We start from the raw sequence: 23,276 nt of genomic DNA, 5'->3' as shown, positions 1-23,276 counted from the left end.
CGGTTGATCGCATCCCGCTCGTCCTTCCGGGTGCGATGAACAAGACGATCAGGCGCTCCGCCGTCTTCTCCCTGCTGCTCGTGCTCGCCCTGCTGGTCAGGGCGACTTGGGTGCAGTTCTACGAGGGGACGGCGCTCGCGGACGACCAGAACAACCGGCGCAACGCGATCCGAACGTACGCCGACCCGCTCGGGAACATCATCGTGGCCGGCGACGCGATCACCGGCTCGGCCCGCACCAAGGACAGCGACCTCGCGTACAAGCGCACGTACACGGACGGCGAGCTGTACGCGGCGGTCACCGGCTACGCCTCGCAGGCCTACGCGCCCACGCAGCTGGAGGGCGTCTACCAGGACCTCCTCGACGGCACCGACCTGCGGCTGAAGACCGTGATGGACACGGCCACCGGGCAGCGGGCCGAGCCGGGCAATGTGATCACCACGATCGACCCGGCCGTGCAGAAGGCGGCGTACGACGCGCTCGGCGACAAGAAGGGCGCGGCCGTCGCGATCGACCCGACGACGGGGAAGATCCTCGCGGTGGTGTCCACACCCTCGTACGACCCGTCCTCCCTCACCGGCGCGGGCACCGCCGGTACGGCCTGGAAGAAGCTCAACGCGGACCCGGACAAGCCGCTGACCAACCGGGCGCTGCGCCAGCCGCTGCCGCCGGGGTCGACGTTCAAGCTGGTCGTGGCGGCGGCCGCGCTGGAGGACGGGCTGTACTCGTCGGTGGACGAGAAGACGGTCAGCCCGGACCCGTACACGCTGCCGGACACCGAGACGGAGCTGTCCAACGAGAACCCGAGCGCGCCCTGCGAGAACGCCACGATCCGTACGGCGCTGCAGTACTCGTGCAACAACGTCTTCGCGAAGATGGCCGTCGACCTCGGGCAGGACAAGGTGCGGGAGACGGCCGAGAAGTTCGGCTTCAACGACAAGGCACAGGACGTGCCGGTGCGGGCGTACGAGAGCGTCTATCCGTCGGACATGAACAGGCCCTCCACGGCTCTGACGGGCATCGGTCAGTTCGACGTCACCGCGACGCCGCTCCAGATGGCGATGGTGTCGGCGGCGATAGCCAACGGCGGGGAGCTGGTCTCGCCGCACATGGTGTCGCAGATCACCAACGGTGGTGGCGACGTCCTGGAGGACTACGACTCGGAGACGGACTCGAAGGAGATCATGAGCTCCGACACCGCCGAGCAGTTGCAGTCGGCGATGCGGACGGTCGTCGAGGACGGCACCGGCACCAACGCGCGGATCAGCGGGGCGACGGTGGGCGGCAAGACCGGTACGGCCCAGCACGGCGAGAACAACAGCAAGACGCCGTACGCCTGGTTCACGTCGTACGCGAAGGCCGACGGCAAGGAGGTCGCCGTCGCGGTCGTCGTCGAGCAGTCGAACGCGGCGCGCTCGGAGGTCAGCGGCAACGGGCTGGCCGCGCCGGTGGCCAAGGCGGTCATGGAAGCCGCACTGAAGGACTGAAGGTCTGAGAGGTCTGAAGAATCCCTGGACCACCTGAATGAGAAGGGCCGCCCTCACTCCCCCCGGAGGGCGGCCCTTCGTCCGTCAGGTGTCAGGTGTCACCTGACCCCGAACAACTGCTGGATCGGGTTGATCGCGAAGTACACCAGGAACAGCGCCGAGGTGGCCCACAGCAGCCAGTGGATCTCCTTCGCCCTGCCGAGGACCGTCTTGATGAGGACGAAGGCGAGGAAGCCGGCGCCGATGCCGTTGGTGATGGAGTACGTGAACGGCATGACGGCGATGGTGAGGAACGCCGGGATGGCGATGTCGTACCGGTCCCAGTCGATGTTCTTGACCTGGGTCATCATCAGGAAGCCGACGGCGACGAGCGCGGGCGCGGCCGCCTGCATGGGCACGATGGTCAGCAGCGGGGTGAGGAAGAGCGCCACCGCGAAGAGGCCGCCGGTGATCAGGTTGGAGAAGCCGGTGCGGGCGCCCTCGCCGACGCCGGCCGCGGACTCGATGTAGGAGGTCGCGGAGGACGAGGAGGCCGCGCCGCCCGCGACGGCCGCCGCGCCGTCGATGAGGAGCACCCTGCCGAGGTTCGGGACCTTGCCCTCCTCGTCGAGCAGGCCCGCCTCGGCGGTGATGCCGACGACCGTGCCCATGGTGTCGAAGAAGTCCGAGAGCAGCAGGGTGAAGATCAGCAGGACGACCGTGATGACGGTGGTCTCGCCGAACGAGCCGAAGAGGCTGAAGTCGCCGATCAGTCCGAACTCGGGGGCGGCGACGATGTCGTCGGGGACCTTCGGGGTGGTCAGGCCCCAGCTCTTGATGTCGGCCACCGAGTTGATCACGATCGCAACGACCGTCATCGTCAGGATGCTGATCAGGATCGCGCCCTTCACCTTGCGGGCGAGCAGGCCGATGGTCAGCAGGACACCGAGACAGAAGACCAGGATCGGCCAGCCGGACAGCGCACCGGTCGCGCCCAGTTGCACGGGGACGGTGGTGTTCGCGATGTCGGGGATGCGGCTGACGAACCCGGCGTCGACGAAGCCGATGAAGGCGATGAACAGGCCGATGCCGACGCTGATCGCCTGCTTCAGCGGCTGCGGTATGGCGTGCATGACGGCCTCGCGCAGGCCGGTGACCACCAGGACGCAGATCAGCAGGCCTTCGAGGACGACCAGGCCCATCGCGTCGGACCAGCTCATCAGCGGGGCTATCTGGAAGGCGACGACCGCGTTGAGACCGAGGCCGGCGGCGAGCGCCAGCGGAAGGTTTCCTCCGACGCCCATGATGACCGTCATCACGGCGGCCACGAGGGCGGTGGCGGTGACGAGTTCGGCGCCGTCGAGGGTGTGACCGTACTTGTCCTTCGCGCTGCCGAGGATGATGGGATTCAGGACAAGGATGTACGCCATCGTGAAGAACGTGGCGAAGCCGCCGCGTATCTCACGGGCGAAGGTGGACCCCCGGGCGCTGATCTTGAAGAAGCGATCGACGCTGTTCGCCCCGGGTGGCTCGGCTGCGGGCCGGTCGGCCACCTTCTGTGCGTCGGACATGAGCGGTGCTCCTAGTGACATGCGTGGACTACGCGCGGATGCTGGCTGGATTGTTCCCCTGTTGAACCCGATTCAGGTTTTCTCCGTGTTACGGAATCGGAGTTCTCCCTGCAAGACGGCGTTCGAAGCCGCGTACGAACCCCCTTCACGATCACTGCTACTCTTCCGGATCTCGTCGCGGGTCGGCCCCGGACGATCACATGTCATTCACATGACACGCACAGCCAGCCGGCTCGGCTGCTGTGGCCGCAGCGAGAAGAGAGGTCCCCGTGGGCACTGTCGTCGACGACGCAGCCTCCGTGGAGTTCCACGCCTTCTTCGAACGGCACTATGCCGAACTGTCGCGCCTCGCACACCTGTTGACCGGGGAAGCGGACGCCGCCGACGACCTGGCCGCGGACGCGCTGCTCGCGATGTGGCACCGCTGGGACCGGGTCCGCGCGGCGGACCATCCGGTGGCGTACGCCCGTGGCGTCGTCGCCAATCTGGCCCGCACCCGGATCCGCAGCGCGGTCCGTGAGCGCCGCAGGATCACGCTGTTCTGGTCGCAGCGCGAGGAGAAGACCGAGAATCCCGATGTGCCCGGCGTGGTCGACGTCCAGTCGGCGCTGCGCAGACTGCCGTTCCGCAAGCGGGCCTGTGTGGTCCTGCGCCACGCCTTCGACCTCTCGGAGAAGGACACGGCGCTCGCCCTCGGCGTCTCGGTCGGTACGGTGAAGAGCCAGACGTCCAAGGGGATGGCCGAGTTGCAGAAGCTGCTCGGCACCGAGGACACGCCGCAGCGGATGCACGCGGGCATCGCGGGCGGGGGCGTCACGAAGCCGCGCGTGACCCGTGCGGGCGTGACCGGCACCGGAGGAAGGGACCGATGAGGGACGTGCACGAGGAGCTGCGCGCCCGGCTGCGCGAGTCGGCCGAGGCGCACGAGCCCGACCGCGCCCGCATCCTGGCCCGGATCGAGCGCGGCATGGCCGCCCCCGAGGAGCGTCGGAGCCGTAAGGCGACCCGGCCGCCGCTGTGGGGCTGGGTACGGGTGGTCACCGCCACCGCCGGTGTCGCGGGTGTGCTCGCGGTCGGCGGTTACGCGGTCGCCTCGGCGGTGAAGGGCGAACAGACGCCGCCGTCGGATCAGACGGTCGTGGTTTCCCCGACCCCGGTCGACTCCCCCGCCGCGACCAGCCGGGCCCCGGTCCGGCCGGACCGCCCGAGCCCGAGCACCGGCGGGGAGCAGAAGGAGAAGCCGAGTTCGACGCCGTCCAGGAGCGCGTCGCCCAAGAGCACGACGGTGCCGAAGCTGCCCGCCGCGAAGAACGAGGAGGACGGCCCGCTCTGGTCGGACGGCTCGGTCGACCCGCACAGCAACGACTTCTGGGCGCAGAGCAATCTCACCCTGAAGACGGGCGAGCAGCTCACCGAGCTGACCGTCCAGCTGACCATCGCCCAGACCGGCGGGGTCTCCTCGGCCGGTGCCTGGCGGTCCCTGCCGGAGCAGGACTTCGACCTCACGGTCGAGGAGGGCGACGGCTTCCTGGTCTACACCTGGGTGCTCAAGGACGGACTCACGGTCCCGAAGGGCGAGTTCGTCTTCGCCGGGCAGTACAACCACGAGCGCGGCGGCCGTGACGCGGGCGACGACCGCTACACGATGACCGCGAAGGCGGGCGGCGAGGACCTCGCGGTCGGCGGCGACTTCAGGCGCCACGACAGGGACGACGACTCCTCGGACGAGGGCGACTCGTAGGAGGATCCTTCACGGGAGGGACCCCTGCGGAAGCTCCCGTGAAAAAGATCCACAGGCACGGCAACCCTTTCTCCGTACGGTGGCGACCAGTAGGCGCAAGAGTCACCACCAGCGAGGAATCGGGTACATGACCGCACCTGCAGAACAGCGCGTCCGGCACCGCCGTCGGGTCACCGGCCGGCGGGCCGTGATCGGCTCGGTGGCCGCCCTCGCCCTCACGGGCGGGGCGCTCGTCACGACGTCGCTGCTGTCCCCCGCCGGCGCCGCCGCCACCTGGCCGACGGCCAAGGGCAGCAAGGGCGTCTCCTCGACGATCGAGGTGAAGGGCACCTACGACGGCAGGTCGAAGAAGTTCTTCGGCAAGGGCGCGCTCGGTGACGGCAGCCAGGACGAGGGCCAGGACCCGATCTTCGAACTGGCGGACGGCGCCGTGCTGAAGAACGTGGTCATCGGTGTTCCGGGGGCGGACGGGGTGCACTGCAAGGGCAGTTGCACCCTGAAGAACGTGTGGTGGCTGGATGTCGGCGAGGACGCCGCCAGCTTCAAGGGCACGTCGCCGAAGGCCGTGTACAAGGTCGTCGGCGGGGGCGCGAAGAAGGCCTCGGACAAGGTGTTCCAGTTCAACGGCGCCGGGAAGCTCAGCATCACCGGGTTCCGGGTGCAGGCCTCCGGCAAGCTGGTGCGCTCCTGCGGCAACTGCAAGAAGCAGCACAAGCGCACGATCGTGCTCAGCGACATCGACGTCGTGGCGCCCCTGAAGGCGATCGTCGGCGTGAACGCCAACTACGGCGACACCGCGACGCTGTCGAAGATCCGCATCCACGGTGACCCGAAGAAGAAGGTCAGAACGTGCGTGCGCTTCAAGGGCAACAGCTCCGGCAGGGAGCCGTCCCAGATCGGTGTGGGCGCGGACGGAACCACCTGCAAGTTCTCGTCATCTGCCATCACGTACAAATGATCCAGGACTCGACATACCCGGAGTACCACCCTTGAGCACCCACAAGAGACGTCTCACGCGCCGGCGCGTCCTCGGGGCCGGCGCGCTCGGTGTCGCCGCCACCGGCGCCGCCGTCGCGGGCGGCACCGGCCTGCTCTCCACGGCCTCCGCAGCCGGCTTCGGTCACTCGGACGACGGTGAGAACTTCGTCGTGGACACCGGGGCGAACCTGGTCTTCAAGGTCTCCAGGACGACCGGCGACCTCACCTCGCTGCGCTACCGGGGCAAGGAGTACGAGGGCTACGGCGGCAGGCACTCGCACGTGGAGTCGGGTCTCGGCGCCTCGAAGGTCACGATCCGCCGGTCCGGGTCGACGATCCTGATCAAGGCCGTGCACGGTGCGATCACCCAGTGGTACGCGGCCCGCAGCGGCCAGAACAACATCTACCTGTGGACGAACAAGGCGGACGCGTCCTTCACGGCGACCCGCTTCCTCGTCCGCCTCAAGCCCGGGATGTTCCCGAACGAGGGCCCCGACTCCTGGATCGAGGCCTCCGACAAGGTCATCGAGGCCGGTGACGTCTGGCGGCGCGCGGACGGCACGACCCACTCCAAGCACTACTCGGGCAAGCGGGTGATCGACTACGACCACATCGGCTTCACCACCGGTTCGGTCGGCCTCTGGATGGTCCGGTCCAACCATGAGAAGGCCTCCGGCGGCCCCTTCTACCGCTCCCTGCTGCGCCACTCCAACGACCTCGGCGCGGGCCTCTACGAGATCCTGCACTACAACCAGGCCCAGACCGAGGCGGAACGTTTCGGCCTCCAGGGTCCGTACGTCCTGGCCTTCACCGACGGCGGGGCGCCCTCCTCCTCGCTCGCCCACGACAGGCTGGACACCTCCTGGGTCGACGGCCTCGGCATCACCGGCTGGGTCGGCCGGGCCGGGCGCGGCAGGGTGGCCGGTGTGGGGCTCAAGGGCATGGATCCGAAGTACGCCTACACGGTCGGCTTCGCCAACGCGGACGCCCAGTACTGGGCCAGGGCCGCGACCGGCACGGGCGCCTTCTCCTGCAGGGGCATGCTGCCGGGGACGTACACGCTGACCGTCTTCAAGGGCGAACTGGCCGTGCACACCCGGGAGGTGAAGGTGACGGCGGGCGGCTCGACCGCGCTGAACTCCCTCACCATCACGGGCGACCCGTCCACGGCGAGGACGGTCTGGCGGCTCGGCGACTGGGACGGGACGCCGGGCGGGTTCAAGAACGCCCGGCTGATGACGTACGCGCATCCGTCCGACGGCCGCGCGGCGAGGTGGACCGGCGACGTCACGCTGGGCGGCGGCGATCCGACGGCGTCCTTCCCCGCGTACCTCTGGCAGGACGTCAACGACGGCATCCGGATCCTCTTCAAGCTGACGCCCGCGCAGGCCGCCGCCGCGCACACCCTGCGGATCGGGGTCACGGACGCGTTCGCGGGCGGGCGTCCGCGGGTATCCATCAATGACTGGGTCTCGCCGGTCCCGGCGGCCCGGAAACAGCCGTCCACCCGTTCACTCACCACGGGTTCGTACCGGGGGAACAACCACACCTTCCTCTACAGCGTCCCTGCAAGTGCGTGGAAGTCGAACACCAGTGAGTACAACGTACTGACGCTCGACATCGTCAGTGGTTCGAGCGGCACGGGCTTCCTCAGTCCGGGCACCTCGTTCGACTGTCTGGACCTGCTGGCCTGAGCCCCCCTCGGCCGGCAGCAGGTGCCGACCGGAGCCCCCCTCGGGGTCGGCACGAGAAACGCCCCCCGCCGGTGACGACCGGCGGGGGGCGCCTTCTTCCCGCCCTGCGCGTTCTGCCTTGCGCGGCAGGTCAGTTCATCGTCGCGCCGATGGCCTTGGAGCCCGTGGTGAGGAACGTCGTGATGGGCAGGGAGCCGTCCGTCCGCCGGGCGGCGTACGCGGTGCCCGCGTCCGTGGACCGGAAGGCCGGCGTGGTGATGCCGCTGTCCCAGTTGTTGGCGGCCGAGACCGTGGCGGAGCCCAGCTTCGCCTTCCCCGCGCCGTTGCCCACCGCGAGGTTCCGCGCCAGCCGTGCCTTGCCGGTGGTGAAGTAGAACCCGTTCTCCTTGTTGGCGTGGGCCGTGTTGCGGTTCAGCAGGATCGCGCCGGTGTTGGAGTTCTCGGTGAACCCGTGCAGCGTGTTGCCCCAGGCCGCGTTGTTGTTGACGGAGTGCGCGACCGAGGCCCCGCCGCCGCCCAGCTTGAACCCGTTGCCGTTGCCCTCGAACGCGGGGTCGTTCCAGCGGTTCCTGCCGTTGCCGAAGGCCCAGGAGTGGTCGACGGTGACGGGCGAGGAGAACTGCCAGAGGTCGAGGCCGTCGTCGGCGTTGTCGTACAGGCGCGCGCCGGTGATCCTGTTGCCGGTGCCGGAGCCGAACTTCACGGCGATGCCGTCGGCGTTCTGACCGTGGTTCGCGGCGTCGTAGTTGCCGTGGCTGTCGAGGTTCCGTACGAGGTTGTCCGTGGTGCCGTCACCGCGCAGGGTGAAACCCGAGTCTCCGTTGTTGGCGGTGACGAGGTTCTGGAAGACACCGCCGACCGAGGACGTGGCGACGAAGCCCTGGGCCGGGGAGTTCTGGAAGGTGAGCCCGGAGACGGTCCAGTGGTCGCCGTGGATCGCGGCGAGCCAGGAGCCGGCGGGCAGGGCGGATCCGTCGATCTTGACCTTCTCGCCGCCGTAGGCGGTGAACGTGATCCGGGCGGAGGGGGTGCCGTTCGCCGTGGACTTCAGCGTCCGTGTGGGCCGGTAGGTGCCGCCGCGCACCTGGATGGTCGTACCGGCGACGGCGTTCGCGACGGCCTTCTCCAGCGACGCGGTGCTGGAGACGGTGACGGTGGTGGCGGCGGCCTGGGCGCCGTCGTGCGCGAGGCCCAGGTGGACGCCGCCCGCCCCCGCGGCGACGGACACGGCGGCGGCGATCGACAGGGTCCGGGTTCTTCGATGGCGTCCGTAGGGATGACGCACGGGTGTTCCTTTCGCAGGGGACGCCTCTTCGGGAGACGGGGAACGAAGCGGGCCGGAGGGGCCGCCCCGGCCCGCTTCTGATCACTGGTCGCCACCCGTCGGGAAAGGGTTGCCGCGCCGCCGCGAAATCGCTCGAAAGTTTCGCTCGGAGTCTTCACACGCACACCGATTGACGCCCCGAACCGCACTGATGACACTCCGAGGGCGACTTTGCAAACAGAACCCATCAGACTCTCACAGGATGTGTCATGCGCCCCACCGCCCGTACGCTCCTGCTCCCCCTCCTGGCCCTCGTCCTCGGCCTCCTGGCCGCCCCACCGGGCGCGGCCCAACCGGCACCCGAGCCCACACACCAGTCCGTGCGGAAGGCGGGGAAGAACCCGGAGTACGCCGGCTATCTCTTCGCCTACTTCACCGGCGAGGGCACCGCCGACGGCGAGCAGATCCGCTATGCCCTCAGCCGCGGCAACGACGCCCTGCACTGGCGGGAACTGAACGCCGGGAAGCCGGTCCTCACCTCGACGATCGGCGAGAAGGGGCTGCGCGACCCGTTCGTGATCCGCGCTCCCGAGGGCGACAAGTTCTACATGATCGCCACCGATCTGCGGATGTACCGGGGCAGCAGTGGCAGTTGGGACCAGGTCCAGAGACACGGCAGCAAGTCGATCATGGTCTGGGAGTCCACGGACCTGGTGCACTGGACCGACCAGCGGCTGGTGAGGGTCTCGCCCGACAACGCGGGCAACACCTGGGCGCCGGAGGCCTACTGGGACGACAGCCTCGGTGCGTTCGTCGTCTTCTGGGCGTCGAAGCTGTACGCCGACGACGACCCGGACCACACCGGCTCCACCTACAACAAGATGCTGTACGCGACGACGAAGGACTTCCGCACCTTCAGCGAGCCGAAGGTCTGGAACGACCCGGGCTACTCGGTCATCGACTCGACCGTGGTGAAGCACGACGGCACGTACTACCGCTACACCAAGGACGAGCGGGACCCCACCTCGTCCTCGCCCTGCGCCAAGTTCATCACCGGTGAGAGGTCGACGTCGCTCACCTCGACGAAGTACGACTTCGTGGCGGACTGCATCGGCAACGGCGCCATGGACCGCGGTGAGGGGCCGACGGTGTTCAAGTCGAACACCGAGGAGAAGTGGTACCTGTTCATCGACGAGTACGGCGGCCGCGGCTACCTCCCCTTCGAGACGACCGACCTCGACTCCGGCCGGTGGACCCCGTCGACCGACTACCAGCTGCCCGCGAGCCCCCGGCACGGCACGGTCATCCCCGTGACGCAGCGGGAGTACGACCGGCTGCTGGCCGCGTACCCGGCGAGCCCGACCTCGGTCGTGGACGTGACGACGAAGGGCCAGAAGGGGTACGCGGTCGTCACCGAGGCCTCGTCCAAGGTCGTCCTGCCGATGGAGCCCGGCACGGACCTCGCCCGGCTCGCGCCGAAGCTCTGGCTCGGTGAGGGCGCGTCGGTGAGCCCGAGGTCGGGCACCCGCCGTGACTTCCGCAAGCCGCGGACGTACACGGTCACCGCCGCCGACGGCACGAAGCGCGTCTGGACGGTCGAGGCGGTGCCGACCCGCAGCCCGGTCCTGCCCGGCCTCTACGCCGACCCCGACGTCGCGTACATGAACGGCCGTTACTGGATCTACCCGACCACGGACGGCTTCGCCGGCTGGAGCGGCACCCGGTTCAAGGCCTTCTCGTCGAAGGATCTCGTCCACTGGAAGGACCACGGGCAGATCCTCGACCTGGGCCCCGATGTCTCCTGGGCCGACAAGAACGCCTGGGCCCCGGCGATCGCCGAACGCGACGGCAGGTACTACTTCTACTTCTGCGCGGAGGGCAACATCGGCGTCGCCGTCGCCGACTCCCCCGCCGGCCCGTTCAAGGACGCCCTCGGCAAACCCCTGGTCGCCAAGGGCCAGTTCAGCGGCCAGGCCATCGATCCGTCGGTCTTCGTCGACGACGACGGGCAGGCGTACCTCTACTGGGGCAATGTGCGCGGCTACGTGGTGCCGCTGAACGACGACATGGTGTCGTTCGACGCGGGCGAGGTGAAGGACATCACCCCGGACAACTACCGGGAGGGCTCCTTCGTGGTCGAGCGCGAGGGTACGTACTACTTCATGTGGTCCGAGGACGACACCCGCAGCGGGAACTACCACGTGGCCTACGCGACCGGGCCGTCCCCGCTGGGCCCCTGGACCAAGCGGGGGACGATCCTGTCCAAGCGTCCCGAGTACGGGATCCTCGCCACCGGCCACCACTCGGTGGTGAACGCCCCGGGCACGGACGACTGGTACATGGTCTACCACCGGTTCGCCCTCAACGGCCCCGGCAGGGCGGGCGGGGACGGCACCCACCGGGAGACGACCGTCGACCGCCTGGAGTTCGCGGCCGACGGCACGATCCGGCCGGTGGTGCCGACCCTGGAGTCGATCAGGCCTGTGCGCCGCCCGTAGCCCGTTCGTCGGTCACCGTCAGCAGCAGGTCCGCCTTGAAGCCGGTCCCTCCGACCTCGAAGGCCCAGGTGCCGGGCCCACCCCGGTCGGTGGGCGTCATCGGCCACACCTCCGTGACCTGCCGGTCCTCCGCGGCGGCGTGCGCTTCCTCGGTGCTCACACCCGGCGCCAGGTAGCGCTCGCCGGTGTGGAGGTACAGCGACCAGGCGCCGTCGTCACCGGGCAGCGCCTGGACGTAGTACTGCTTGCGGAAGACGAGGTTGTCGGAGAACCCGATACCGAGGCTGTCCCGCTCATACACGTGGACGTCGAGGCGGAGGACCACGGACCGGTCCCCCGACCCCTCCGGTTTGGCGGCGGCGTCGAGCCAGCCCTCCCAGATCAGCCGGTTCTCGCCCGCCCACCCGGTGGTGGCGTCGCCCGGTGCCGCGAGCGGCTTGCTCAACTCCTCGACCAGATCGGGCAGTTCGTCGGTGAGGTCGTCCTTGCGGAAGGGGCCGTAGTAGTTCTCGGCCTCGCTGCTCTGGTGGCACAGCTCGAAGTCGACGAACCGGGGTTTGACGGACACCCCGAAGTAGAACTCACTGCGGCCGAAGAGATCCCGGCCCCGCGTCACCTCGGCGCTGTCCAGTCGCAGCTGCACGTGGTGCGTGCCATGGAAGAAGCGCATGGCGATCTCGTACGCCTCACGCGAGGTCACCAGCGAGTCGTTGCCGCCGTGGCATTTGTGGACGAAGGTCCGGGGCGCGCCCGGGATCTGGGCGGAGGACTGTTTGACCAGGCCGTCGCTGCGGTTGTAGGTGAGGGTGCCCTCGTCGATCAAGCCGGCGATGCGATTGCCCAGGGTGGCGAACTTGTTGCTGTAGGAGCGGTGGTCCGTACCGACCACCGTGAGGATCCTCCTGACGGGGAACGGGATGGCCCGGATGTCCGTGCGGTCCGGGTCGAAGGCGGCGATCTCGTCGGCGACCGCGTCGGGCAGGCACTTGACCAGCGCGTCGGGCATGTACTGGAAGGCGATCCCCCGGTGCGGTGTGCCGAGGGTGACGATGCGGTGGATGACGTCCGCGCTCTCGTCCCCCAGGCGGCTCAGGGCGGCCCGGGTGACGAGGCCGCCCATGCTGTGCGCGACGATGTCCACACCGGTGAACTCCTCGTCGGGCCGCATGCCGTGGCGGATGATCTCGATGAGCCTGACCAGCCCTTCCCCGAAGCGGTCGATCTTCCGGGGGAGGAGGTCGTAGTAGCGGTAGATCCAGAGGGTGCCCCGGGCGCCCTGGCCCAGCACCTCACGTGCCATGGGGACGTCCACCACCATCGTGCCGGTGAGCAGGTGCTCGGGCCAGCCGTCACGCTCCCCCGGTCTGGGCTCCTGTTCCTCCTCGTAGTAGCCGACCACGTTGGTGGCGTCCCGGTAGGGGTGGAGCGTGGACTTGAGGGCGCGCAGGACGAATCCCTCATAGATGAAGTTCTCGCCGTAGCGCTTTCCGTAGACGGTGCCGTTGTTGAACCCCTGATACGCGTCACGCCGCTCGTCCGACACACCGGGGCCGCCGAATCCGCGAATCAGGATCAGCGGGCGAGGACTACCGACCACCAGGACCACTCCACTCAGGTGCGCATGCGCTGTTCGTCGCGCAACACTGTGTGGGGTCGCCTCGCCTACGTGTCGACAGAATCGTTTTGCCCGGCGTGCCGGGCGTTTTGCCCGGCGTGCCGGACGAGCTTCGCGCCGGTCAGTTCATCGTCGAGCCGATCGTCGTACTGCCCGTGGTCAGGAAGGTGGTCGCGGGCAGGGTGCCGCTCGACGAACGGGCGTTGTATGTCGAGGAGGCGTCGGTGGAGCGGAACGACGGGGTCGCGACGCCGGAGTCCCAGTTGTTGCCGGACGACACGACGGACGAACCCTTGTTGACCGTGCCGCCGCCGTTGCTCACCGCCAGGTTCCTGCCGAGGCGGGCCGCGCCGGTGGCGAAGTAGTAGCCCCACTTGGCGTTGGCGTAGGCCGTGGTCCGGTTGATGACGATGGCGCCCTTGTTGCTGTTCTCGGTGAAGCCGTTGCCCGCGTTGTCCCAGGCCGCCGAGTTGTTGATGACATGGGCCACGGTCTCGCCGTCGCCACCGAGCTTGTAGCCGTTGCCGTCGCCGGCGAACGCCGAGTCGCCCCAGCGGTTCTTGCCGTTGCCCATCGCCCAGGTGTGTTCGACGGTGACGGGCGACGAGAAGGACCAGAAGTCCAGACCGTCGTCCGAGTTGTTGTAGAGGCGGGCCCCGGTGATGAGGTTGCCGCTGCCGGAGCCGAACTTCACGGCGATGCCGTCCGCGTTCTCCCCGTGGTTGGCCGGGTCGTAGTGGCCGTAGGAGTCGATGTTGCGGACGGTGTTGTCGGTGGTGCTGTCGCCGGTGAGTGTGAAGCCGGAGTCGCCGCCGTTGATGGTCTTGATGTTGTCCCAGACCGTGGAGGCGCAGGACTGGCAGACGACCGCGCTGTCCGGGGCGTTCTGGAAGGTGATCCCGGAGACGGTCCAGTAGTCGGCGGTCAGCTTGAAGATCCAGCCGCCGTCGGGGAGGTTCGAGCCGTCGATCTTCACGGTCTCCGAGCCGTACGGCTGGAGGTGGATCCGGCTGGAGGAGCTGCCGTTCGCCGTCGACTGGAGGGTCGCCGTCGGGTAGTACGTGCCGCCGCGGACCTGGATGACGGTGCCGGGGGTGGCGTTCTTGATGGCGTTGGACAGGGCGGTCGTCGTATTGACGACCACGGTCGCGGCGTGCGCCTGGGTGGGGAGCACGGCCAGACCGGCGCCGAGGGCAAGGGCGGTGCCCAGGGCCAGAGTGGTACGACGAGACATGGAGAGCGGTTCCTTTCTCGTGCGGGCGGGGGTTCAGCAGGGGTGGCTCACAGGACGGCGCCGAGCCAGTCGAAGACGTCGTCCTGCAAGGGCGCGGTGAACACATGACCGAGGTCCGGCCAGGTCTTCAGCCGCAACCGCTCCTCGGCGCGGCGGGACCGCCAGACGGCGCGCAGCTTGTCGTGGGCGACGCGCACGCCGTCGGCGGGGAACAGCGGATCGAGGCCGCCGTTCAGGAAGAACATCGGCTTGGGGGCGCCGATGCTCGCCACGTCGGGGAAGTCGAGGTACCGGGCGAGCCCGGGGTGGAGCATGTAGTAGGAGGACTGGCCGCGCAGGATGTTGTTGCCGGGGACCATGACCTCCTTGAGCCCGGTCATCCAGCAGACGCTCACGGCGGCCGCGATGTCGTCGCTGAGCGCGGCCGTCTGCCAGGCCCGGAACGCGCCCATGGAGAACCCGAGGGCCGCGACCCGGCGCCGGTCCACCCGGTCGAGGCCGGCCAGGAAGCCCGCCGCGCGCACGTCCTCCCTGGCCATGAGCCCGGCGAGGGACGAGCCCAGGTTGTAGAAGTTGCCGGCCAGGGCCTGCTGCTGCTCGTAGGTGACCGGCCCCCGGTCGCCCCAGCCGAGCGCGTCCACGGCGAGGACGACATAGCCGCGCCGGGCGAGTTCGTCGCCGACGAACCGGCCGCTGAAGTACCGGTCGGCCCATTCCCGCGCCGAGTTCAGTCGGGTGTCGTCGTACCAGGGCCGGACCAGCTTCTCCTTGCCGATGTCGAACCTGGCGCCGTGGTCGTGCAGGAGGAGGACGGCTGGGAACGGTCCGGTTCCGTGCGGGGTGAGCAGGGCGCCCCGGACGCGGCCGTACCGGGTGAGGGAGAAGGTGACCGACTCTCGGGTGAAGCCGTCGCCTTCGCCGTGCTCCTCGCCGAAGACCGGGTCGTAGGGGGTGTCGTCCCGGGCGACGAGAAGGTGCTCCTCGACCTTGGCCCGCGCCACCCGTCGCCAGGTGCGGAAGTCCCGGATCGGCGACGTGCCCCAGGCCAGCGGGAAGCGGAGCTCGTTCTTGAGGAGCGGGTGGAAGTCGGGGAGGGTGCCCTCCAGGCCTGCGGCCTCGACGGCTGTCACGGGCTCCGCCCCGGCGGCCGCCGGCTCAGGGGCGGGCACAGGGCCTCCAGTCCCCCAAGTACGTCCGCCGCGTGTGCGTCCTGGCCTCGGCCGCCGTCAGCCTGGGCCGGTTCTCCGGTACCGGGACGACCGATCCGGGACCGGAGTTGGCGTACTCGCGGAAGCGCATGGTCTGCCAGGGGTAGGCCTCCCGCATGTTGGTGTACGGGGTGGCGGCGTCGATCCCGGGACCGATCCAGGTGTCCCGCACGACCAGCGAGGGCCAGGCGGTCGTCTCGTACGAGGGCACCCAGGGCCGGGCGATCTTGTACGCGGCGTCCTCCGCGCCGGAGGTGATCCGGCCGCGCACGGCGAGGAAGCCGTAGGGGTTGGCGCGGGCCGTCGACGGCGCGAAGACCATGCCCTTGGGGGTGAAGGGCACGTCCCGCTGGAGGGTGTGGAAGTGGCAGGTGTCGAAGACGGCTCGGGCCCGCCCGAACACGAAGTCGACGTCACCCTCGATGTAGCAGTGCCGGTAGTACTGCCGGTCGAAGGCGTCGAGCGCGGTGGTGTCCGCGAAGAGGGTGTCCTGGTGGGCGAGGAACCGGACGTTCTCGAAGTGCGAGCGGTCCCCGGTGACGTACGCGGCGACCGCCTGGGTGCCCGTGATCTCGGGGTGGTCCGCGCGCAGCCAGTCGTTGGCGAGGGTCAGGTCGCGTACGGTCAGGCCGGGCGCCGCCGAGGTGAAGGTGGCGGAGCCCGCGGTGCCGTACGTGCCGCCCTCGGGCCTCGGGGTGCCGTTGGCCCGGTCGAAGACGAGCACGGCGGCGCGGGGGTCGCGGGACGCACCCCGCAGGGTCAACTCCCCTTTTTCTGCATTGATATTGACGACCTCGCGGTACGTCCCCGGGTGGACCACGATCGTCCACCCGGGACCGGTGACGGCGTCCACGGCGGCCTGGACCGAACCCCCGGGCCGGACGTGCAGGACCCGGCGCCCGTGGGCGAGGGCGGGGGACGCGCCGGCGGCCACCAGGCCGCCGGCGATCCCGCCGAGCAGGGTGCGTCGGCGCATCTCAGCACCTCTCCCACGGGGTCCAGTCGCCGAGGTACGCCTCACGGGTGGCCAAGGCGGCTTCGGCGGCCGTGAGCTGGGGCCGGTTCTCCGGGACGGAGACCACGGCGCCCGGTCCGGTGTTCCGGTACTCGGCGAACCGCTGGTCCTGCCAGGGGAAGCCCGACGACATGTTGGTGTAGGGCGCGACCGCGTCGATCCCGGCACCGAGGCGGGTCTCGCGCACGGTGAGCATGGGCCGGGCGGTGGTGTCCGAGCTGGGCACCCACGGGCGGGCCAGCTTGTAGTGGGCGTCCGGGGCCTCACTGGTGATCCGGCTCCGGGTCACCAGGTAGCCGCGCGGGTTGGCGCCCGCGGTGGAGGGCGCGAAGACGAACCCGTAGGGCGCGGAGGCCAGGTCGGTCCTGGTCAGGGTGTGGAAGTGGCAGCGTTCGAAGACGGCGGTGGCCCGTCCGAAGACGAAGTCCACGTCGCCCTCGGCGTAGCAGTCCCGGAAGTACTGCCGGGCGAAGGTGCCGAGCGCCATCGAGTCGGCGTACAGCGTGTCCTGGTGCCCCAGGAACCGGCAGCGCAGGAACGCCGACCGGTCGCCCTGCACCTTGATGGCTACGGCCTGGGTGCCGCTCATCCCGGGGTGGTCGGCGCGCAGCCAGTCGTTGGCGAAGGTGATGTCCCGGGCGGTGAACCCGTCGGCCTGCACCAGGGTCGTGGCGGACCCGGTGGTGCCGTACGTGCCGCCGCCGGGCTTCGGGGTGCCGGCCGCGTTGTCGTACACGACCACGACGTCCCGGGCGTTCCCGGAGGCCCCGATCCAGGTCATCTCGGTACGGGCGACGCTGACGGCGACGGTCTCCCGGTACACGCCCGGCGCGACGACCAGCGTGTACCCGCTCCCTCCCCCAGTGCCAAACGCCTGGGAGGTACCCCCAGCGGCGGTGACGGCGGCCTGGACGGTGGTGAAGTCACCGGCGCCGCCGGCGTCCACGTACAGGGTCCGCTCGTCGAGGCGGGCGGCCGGCGATCCGTACCGCCCGAAGACCCGGCGGCCACGGGCGGCACGAGTGGCGTGGTCGGCCGGTGCCGCCTGGGCCGGGGTCGCGCCGGCGAGCGCGAGCGCGGTCCCGATCCCGGCGGCCACGAACGACCGTCTGCTCGGCCCCGGTTGGCGCCCGGTCATCAGCAGACCTTCCCGGCGCCCGCGCTGTTGGCGACGATGCCCGGCACGGCACGCGGCTTGTCGACCTTGGTCCGCAGGGTGGGCGTCCACCCGGCACCGGACTGCAGGATCTCCGAGGGGATCTCGGCGTTGTGGACGGCGATGAGGTCCGTCAGCCTGCCGTTGACGTAGTTGTTCTCGGCGGTCAGCGGGGACTCGTTCCACTTCTTCAGCGCCTTGCCGACACTGGCACCGGCCGGCAGCGAGATGGCGTTGTCGCTGGCGTGGAGCTGTGAGGAGATGCCGACACCGAAGATGTAGTAGTCGTCCTTCTGCTCCTCGGTGACCACGTAGTGGTTGTTGTAGACGTCGACCTGTCCGAACCGCACGCGCGGGGAGCGCTGGAGGATCCCGTCGAAGCGGTTGTGGTGCATGGTGACCTTGAGCTTGCCGGCGTCGATGGCGGCGAGGCCGTCGCCGTTGCCGATCAGCATGTTCTTGTCGTGATTCTCGTAGCGGTTCCAGGACACGGTCACGTAGTTGGAGCCGCGCACGATGTCCGTCAGCCCGTCGTGCTGCTGGAAGACCTTGCCGAAGTAGACCGGCCGCTCGCTGTCGGGGAAGCGCCCGTCGGTGAACGTGTTGTGGTCGAGCCACACGTGGTCGGTGCCGTAGACGACCACGGTGTCGTACTCGGAGTTCCAGTTGCCGGTGTTGTTGTCGTCGGTGGGGTCCCACTTGGGGAAGCAGTCGAGCGGGGCCTCGATGGTGAGGTTGCGCATGATGACGTTCGAGACGCCCTTGATCTGGAGGCTGCCGCCGAGGATGCCGGAGTTCTTGCCGACGCCGACGATGGTGGTGTTGCTGGGGATGTTGGCCTTGATCGCCGCGTCCTGGTTGGCCATGGAAGCGACCCGCGCGTCCTCCTGCGGGCCCTTGGCGACCTGGTCGTTGCCGTAGGTGGCCGGGTCGTAGTCCTTCAGGTACTGCTGGAGGTCGTAGCCGCCGGTGACGAAGGCCTCACACCCCTCGGAGACGGCGTCGATCATCCCCTTCACCTTGATGATCTTCGGGGCGTTTCCGCCGGCGGCCAGCGCGGCCTTGAACTCGGCCCAGGTGGTGACGGTGTAGACGTGCTCGGCGTCGGCCGCCGAGCCACCGGTGGTGCCGCCTTCCGCCGAGCCCCACCCGTCACCGGCGCCGAGCACCTGCCGGCCGAGATCACGGCCGTGGGCCTGGGCGACGCCGGTGCCGGCGACCCCGAGCACGAGGGCGGTGCAGCCGACGAGAGCCGTTGTGGCATGGGCATGCCAGATACGAGGACGCATGTGTGCGGTTCCTTTCAAAGCAAAGGGGGATGTTGAGCCCCGCCCCGTCAGGGGCGCGGGGCTGTGTTCATGTGCGGCTCCGCCGCGTGGGCGCGACCAGCCACGACGGACCCGCAGCCACAAACCGGCCTACGAGCGGAGCACTACGCTTCCGGCCAGGTGATCCACGACTCCGGGATCTCTTCGCCCAGTCGACGGACGTCCCGCGGCGAAAGCACCCGGCGGCGCAGCAACTCACCCGCGACCAGCCGGGCCACGGCAATCGCCCCCGGCGGGTTGAAGTGCGTGTTGTCCTGCTCGGCCGCGGTCCAGTTGAAGTACTTCTTGGTCTCCTCGACCCCGAGCTTCTGCCACAACGCGATGGACAGCGCCTGGATGTCGAGGAGGGCGACACCCTCCTCCGCGGCGAGAGCGATCGCCGCTGCCGGATAGTCGCCGTGGGTCGGCACGGCGTTGCCGCTCGCGTCGAACTTTCTGCGCTCGACGGAGGTGGCGAGCACCGGCCGGGCGCCCCGCGCCCGAGCGCCGTCGATGTACTGGCGCAGATGGTCCTGGTACGTCGTCCACGGCTCGGTGTAGCGCGTGGGGTCGGCGATCTTGGAGTCGTTGTGCCCGAACTGGATGACGAGGAAGTCCCCGGGCCGGATCGCCCCGAGGATGACGTCGAGCCGCCCCTCGTCGATGAAGCTCTTCGAACTACGCCCGTTCACGGCGTGGTTGGAGACAGCCAGCCCTTTGCCGAGGAAGAACGGGAGCGCCATGCCCCAGCCCGTCTCGGGCGCGGCGTCGGCGTACTTCTGGGCGGCGGTGGAGTCGCCGGCGATGAAGAGGGTGCGCTGTCGCCGGGGCCCGCCGGAGGCCGCGGCGGCGGACGCGGGGCCCGTGGCGGCGACGGCGAGCGGAAGGGCGGCTAGAGCCGCAGTGCTGACCTGTCTACGAGTGAGCGACACGTGCGGGTGCCTTTCCAGGAGGGCCCCGCGCCCCGTCTTTCAGGGGCGCGGGACTGTGACATATGCGGCTCCGCCGCGTGGGCGCGACCGGCCACAACCAACCCGCAGCCGGCCACGCAACGAACCGGACCGAGCTCTCAGCCCTTCTTCTGCTCGTTCCACTCGGCCTGCGCCGTGTTCAGCTGCTCGGCCAACGCGTCCAGGAACTCCTTCGCCGTGCTCTGCCCGTCCATCACCTTCTGGAAGGCCGGCTCGTTGTCGGCCTTCGAGATCGTGTTCCAGTCCGGCAGGTAGTACGGCAGTTGCACGATCGTCGTCGACCCGTCGCTCAGCGCGGCGGCGGCCAGCTTCGTCGGCTCGGCCTCGGAGATCCACGCGTCCTTCGCGGCGTCGTTGTTCGACGGCACCTGTCCGGCCGACTTGTTGAACTTGGAGTTCTCCTCGTGCGAGGTGGCGAACTCGATGAACTTCCAGGCGGCTTCCTTGTTCTTCGAGCTCTTGAACATGCCGAGCCCGTCGACCGGGTTGGACACCTGGACCCGCTTGCCGTCGGGCCCGGTCGGCTGCGGGATGCCCCGGAACTTGTCGCCGAACGCCTTCACGTGGTCCTGGTACGAGCCCAGGTTGTGGTTGAGCATCCCGATCGTGCCGGAGTCGAACTGCGCGACCATCTTGGTGAAGTCGTTGTTGAGGTCGGCCGCGGGCGTGACCTTCTTGTAGAGGCCGACGTACTTCTCCAGGGCCTCGACGTTCTTCGGGTCGTTCACGGTGGTCTTCTCACCGCTCGCGTCCCAGAACGAGGTGATCCCGGACTGCCCGTACATCGCGTCCAGCGCCTGCGCGATGGAGCCGGCGCCACCGCGGATGGTGTAGCCGAACTTGTTCTTGTCCTTGTCGGTGAGCTTCTCGGCGGCCTCGTAGAACTTGTCCCAGTCGGTCGGATCGGCCAAGCCCGCCGCCTTGAAGAGGTCGGTGCGGTAGTAGAGGACACCGTTGTTGGCGGAGGTCGGGATCGAGAAGAGGGAGTCGCCGCCGCCGGCGGACTTCAGCGACTCGACCATCGCCTCGTTGAGCTTGCCGCTGAGGGAGGACTTGGAGAGCCGGTTGTCGAGGGGCTCCAGCGCGCCCTGCGCGGCGAACCCGGCGGCCATGGCCGCGCCGACACCACCGACGTCCGGCAGGCCACCGCCCTGGATGGCGGTGTCGACCTTGGACTGGTACTCGGTGGCGGCGATCCCGACGTACTCGACCTCGATGTCCGGGTTGGCCTTCTCGAAGTCGGCGATGATCTCCTTCCAGATCTCGGTGCGGACACCGCCGTTGTTGTCCCAGAAGAGAACCTTGCCCTTGCCGCTGCCCTCGGAGCCCTTGTCCCCGCCCGCTCCGCTGCCGTCGTCACCGCAGGCGGTGGCGGTCAGGGCGAGGACGGATCCGAGGGCGATGGCCGCGGCGGCACGCCTGCTTCTGCGATTGCTGATCTTCATTGAACGGCTCTCTTCTTCTGGATACGAGGGTTATGAAGTTGTGGGGGGTCTGTGCTGTCTCCGGGGCGGACTCAGTGGCCGGCGCGACCGCGATGCGGCGCCCAACCGTCCGTCCCCGCGAGGTACTTGGTGACCGTGTGGGTCGATGCGTCGGCGCCGTCGAGCTGCGGCCGGTCGGCGGTGACGGCGGCTCCGGGCCCGTACGTCCGGTACTCCGTGAACCGCGCGTCCTTCCAGGAGAAGCCGCTCATGTCCGTCCACGGCGACGACTTGATCGCGGCGGGCAGTTCGGTCTCCCGGAAGAGCACCTGGGCGATCGCGTTCGGCTCGCCGCCCGGGTGCCAGGGCCGGCCGAGGTGGTACGTCCCGGCGGGCGCGTCGCTGACGACCTTCGACCGGGTGATGAGGAACCCGTAGGGGTTCTCCTTCCAGGTCGAGGCGGCCGTGATGTAGCCGTTGTTGCTGTCCGAGCCCCGGCTGAGCGCCTTGATCAGGGAACGCTCGATGACGGTGGTGGCCCGGCCGTAGATGAAGTCGACATCGCCCTCGATGTACGAGTCGCGGATGTAGACCCGGCTGATGGCGTCGAGCTTGGGGCTGTCCGTCATCAGGGTGTCCTGGTTGCCCAGGAAGGCCGTGTTCTCGAAGACGATCCGGTCGCCGGTGGTCTTCATCGCGAGCGCCTGCTCGCCCTTCAGTTCGTGCGCGGCCTCGTCGAAGTCGTTGCTGAAGGTGATGTTGCGGACGGTCACGTCACTGGCGACGATGCGCACGGTGGCGCTGCCGGTGGAACCGCCGTACTCGGCGGGCGTGTCGTAGACGATGACGGTGTCCGAGCGGCGCTGTCCAGTCCCCTGCAGCACCAGGTTCGGCCTGTTCGCGGGGATGACGACCTTCTCCCGGTAGGTGCCGGGCGCCACGCGGATCGTGATGGTGCCGTCGTTGCCCGCGGGCACGGCGTCCACGGCCGCCTGCACGGTCGCGTAGTCGGCGGGGACGTTCAGCTCGGTGGTGGTGCCGATGCCCTTCTGAGGGCCGGAGAACCGGGTGACCAGCGCGGGTACGGCGGCGGCCGGGTCCAGCCGGTAGCGGTAGAAGTCCTTGGGTTCGAAGGCGGCTCCCCACGCGTCCTTCCGCCCGCCGACGTTCTTCAGGATCGACCCGCGCTGCACCAACTCGGCTGTGGCGTCGGCCTGGTAGGGGTGCTGGACGCCGTCGTAGTAGCTGTTCTCGATGACCATCCTGGTCCGGCCGCGCGCCCAGTTCCCGTACGTCCACACGGGGTCGCCGTCGGCCACCTGTGCCGAGAGGTAGTTGTTGTAGAGGTGGGCGTAGGCGCAGTTGTCGGCGGACGGGTTGCGCTGCTTCGTGCCGGTGAACCAGTTGTGGTCGATGGTGATCTCGGTTTGGACGTTGGTGGTCCAGCCGATGCCGAGGGCCTTGTTGTGGTTCCTGAACTGGTTGTGGGAGACGGTGATGTACCGGCTGTCCTTGCGGATGTCGAGGAGTCCGTCGCCCATGTGCTCGAAGCGGTTGTGGTCGATCCAGACGTGGTCGACGGTGTCCATCTGGATCGCGTCGAAGTCGGTCGTCTTGCCGTCCCAGTCGCCCTCGACGTAGGAGTCCCGGATCGTCAGGTTGCGGATGATGACGTTGCTGGTCCCGGGGTTGAGGTGCAGTTCGCCGTGGACGATCTCGCCGGTGTCGCCGACGCCGATGATCGTCTTGTTCGAGGTCACGACGATGTCCGAGCCGAAGGGCGCGACGTCGATCGCCCCGGCCACGCGGATGACGTACGGCTCCTCGGCGGCCGCGTAACGCGCCAGTGCGGCCTGGTCGGTGACGGTCACGACCTTGCCGCCCGCGCCCCCGGTGGTGCCGCCGTCGAGGGAGGCGAACCCGTGCGGGCGGTCGGTCCAGCGGGGTGCCGCGCCGTACCCGGCGGCGGCGTCGGCGGCCGTCGCGGGCTGCGCGGCCTCCGCCGGGGTGACGGCGCCGACGGCGAACGAGGCGATCAGGGCGGTGACGGCGGCGAGGGTTCTCCCCTTGTGCGGCAAGCGCTTGCTACGGAAGTGCGTCATTGCGGCTCCCAACAGGCGTACGGAAGACGGGG

Annotated in this window: 17 protein-coding genes; 6 read left to right on the top strand and 11 right to left on the bottom strand. The window is 69.1% G+C overall.

The annotated features are described in order from the left end of the window. Positions 1-35: 35 nt before the first annotated feature. Positions 36-1,487, top strand: coding sequence for a peptidoglycan D,D-transpeptidase FtsI family protein (locus P1P70_RS02780; protein ID WP_319234239.1), 1,452 nt, complete (start codon positions 36-38; stop codon positions 1,485-1,487). Between the two features lie 98 nt (positions 1,488-1,585). Here the strand turns inward: P1P70_RS02780 and P1P70_RS02775 are convergent, their stop codons facing one another. Next, a complete protein-coding gene (locus P1P70_RS02775) occupies positions 1,586-3,037 on the bottom strand; it encodes an NCS2 family permease (protein WP_319234237.1) in 1,452 nt (483 codons plus the stop codon). Positions 3,038-3,306: 269 nt separating this feature from the next. Between P1P70_RS02775 and P1P70_RS02770 the strand changes: the two genes are divergently transcribed. The 4 genes from P1P70_RS02770 (at position 3,307) to P1P70_RS02755 (ending at position 7,450) form a co-directional block, all read left to right on the top strand. Beyond that, positions 3,307-3,909 (top strand): SigE family RNA polymerase sigma factor, encoded by a 603-nt coding sequence (locus P1P70_RS02770; protein ID WP_239753225.1) that lies wholly within the window; start codon positions 3,307-3,309, stop codon positions 3,907-3,909. Continuing rightward, entirely contained in the window at positions 3,906-4,778 is an 873-nt protein-coding gene (locus P1P70_RS02765) for a hypothetical protein (protein WP_319234236.1), read from the top strand. Before P1P70_RS02770 ends, P1P70_RS02765 begins: the two co-directional genes overlap by 4 nt. 127 nt (positions 4,779-4,905) lie before the next feature. Next, positions 4,906-5,736, top strand: coding sequence for a pectate lyase (locus P1P70_RS02760; RefSeq protein ID WP_319234235.1), 831 nt, complete (start codon positions 4,906-4,908; stop codon positions 5,734-5,736). Positions 5,737-5,767: 31 nt separating this feature from the next. Continuing rightward, a complete protein-coding gene (locus P1P70_RS02755; protein WP_319234234.1) occupies positions 5,768-7,450 on the top strand; it encodes a rhamnogalacturonan lyase B N-terminal domain-containing protein in 1,683 nt (560 codons plus the stop codon). 130 nt (positions 7,451-7,580) lie between these two features. Here P1P70_RS02755 and P1P70_RS02750 read toward each other — a convergent pair whose 3' ends face one another. After that, entirely contained in the window at positions 7,581-8,735 is a 1,155-nt protein-coding gene (locus tag P1P70_RS02750; protein WP_319234232.1) for a right-handed parallel beta-helix repeat-containing protein, read from the bottom strand. Between the two features lie 248 nt (positions 8,736-8,983). On the opposite strand from P1P70_RS02750, the gene P1P70_RS02745 reads away from it, so the two are divergent. After that, complete coding sequence (locus P1P70_RS02745; protein WP_319234230.1) at positions 8,984-11,212, top strand: family 43 glycosylhydrolase; 2,229 nt, start codon at positions 8,984-8,986, stop codon at positions 11,210-11,212. On the opposite strand, the gene P1P70_RS02740 is transcribed toward P1P70_RS02745, so the two are convergent. From P1P70_RS02740 to P1P70_RS02700, 9 genes are all read right to left on the bottom strand, one after another. Further along, entirely contained in the window at positions 11,190-12,809 is a 1,620-nt protein-coding gene (locus P1P70_RS02740; protein WP_319234229.1) for a hypothetical protein, read from the bottom strand. The genes P1P70_RS02745 and P1P70_RS02740 overlap by 23 nt on opposite strands. 139 nt (positions 12,810-12,948) lie before the next feature. Beyond that, on the bottom strand, positions 12,949-14,061 hold the full coding sequence (locus P1P70_RS02735; RefSeq protein ID WP_319234227.1) for a right-handed parallel beta-helix repeat-containing protein: 1,113 nt from the start codon (positions 14,059-14,061) through the stop codon (positions 12,949-12,951). A 47-nt stretch (positions 14,062-14,108) separates the two neighbouring features. Continuing rightward, on the bottom strand, positions 14,109-15,230 hold the full coding sequence (locus tag P1P70_RS02730) for a dienelactone hydrolase family protein (RefSeq protein ID WP_319234226.1): 1,122 nt from the start codon (positions 15,228-15,230) through the stop codon (positions 14,109-14,111). Continuing rightward, positions 15,217-16,245, bottom strand: a complete 1,029-nt coding sequence (locus P1P70_RS02725) for a pectinesterase family protein (protein ID WP_319234225.1) — start codon at positions 16,243-16,245, stop codon at positions 15,217-15,219. Before P1P70_RS02725 ends, P1P70_RS02730 begins: the two co-directional genes overlap by 14 nt. Position 16,246: 1 nt before the next feature. After that, a complete protein-coding gene (locus tag P1P70_RS02720; RefSeq protein WP_319234223.1) occupies positions 16,247-17,422 on the bottom strand; it encodes a pectinesterase family protein in 1,176 nt (391 codons plus the stop codon). Next, positions 17,422-18,729, bottom strand: a complete 1,308-nt coding sequence (locus tag P1P70_RS02715; RefSeq protein WP_319234221.1) for a pectate lyase — start codon at positions 18,727-18,729, stop codon at positions 17,422-17,424. Before P1P70_RS02715 ends, P1P70_RS02720 begins: the two co-directional genes overlap by 1 nt. Positions 18,730-18,872: 143 nt before the next feature. Further along, entirely contained in the window at positions 18,873-19,679 is an 807-nt protein-coding gene (locus P1P70_RS02710; protein WP_319234219.1) for a rhamnogalacturonan acetylesterase, read from the bottom strand. 137 nt (positions 19,680-19,816) lie between these two features. Then, positions 19,817-21,163 carry a sugar ABC transporter substrate-binding protein gene (locus P1P70_RS02705; RefSeq protein WP_319234218.1) on the bottom strand — a complete coding sequence of 449 codons (1,347 nt, stop codon included), beginning with the start codon at positions 21,161-21,163 and terminating at the stop codon, positions 19,817-19,819. 71 nt (positions 21,164-21,234) lie between these two features. Further along, the gene (locus P1P70_RS02700) at positions 21,235-23,244 is read right to left on the bottom strand and encodes a pectinesterase family protein (protein ID WP_319234216.1); all 2,010 of its coding nucleotides are present in this window, start codon (positions 23,242-23,244) and stop codon (positions 21,235-21,237) included. Between the last annotated feature and the right edge of the window lie 32 nt (positions 23,245-23,276).

Origin of the sequence: Streptomyces sp. MB09-02B (assembly GCF_033794485.1) — a bacterium.
In the GTDB taxonomy this organism is placed as follows: domain Bacteria; phylum Actinomycetota; class Actinomycetes; order Streptomycetales; family Streptomycetaceae; genus Streptomyces.
This window is presented reverse-complemented; position numbering and strand designations above follow the sequence as displayed.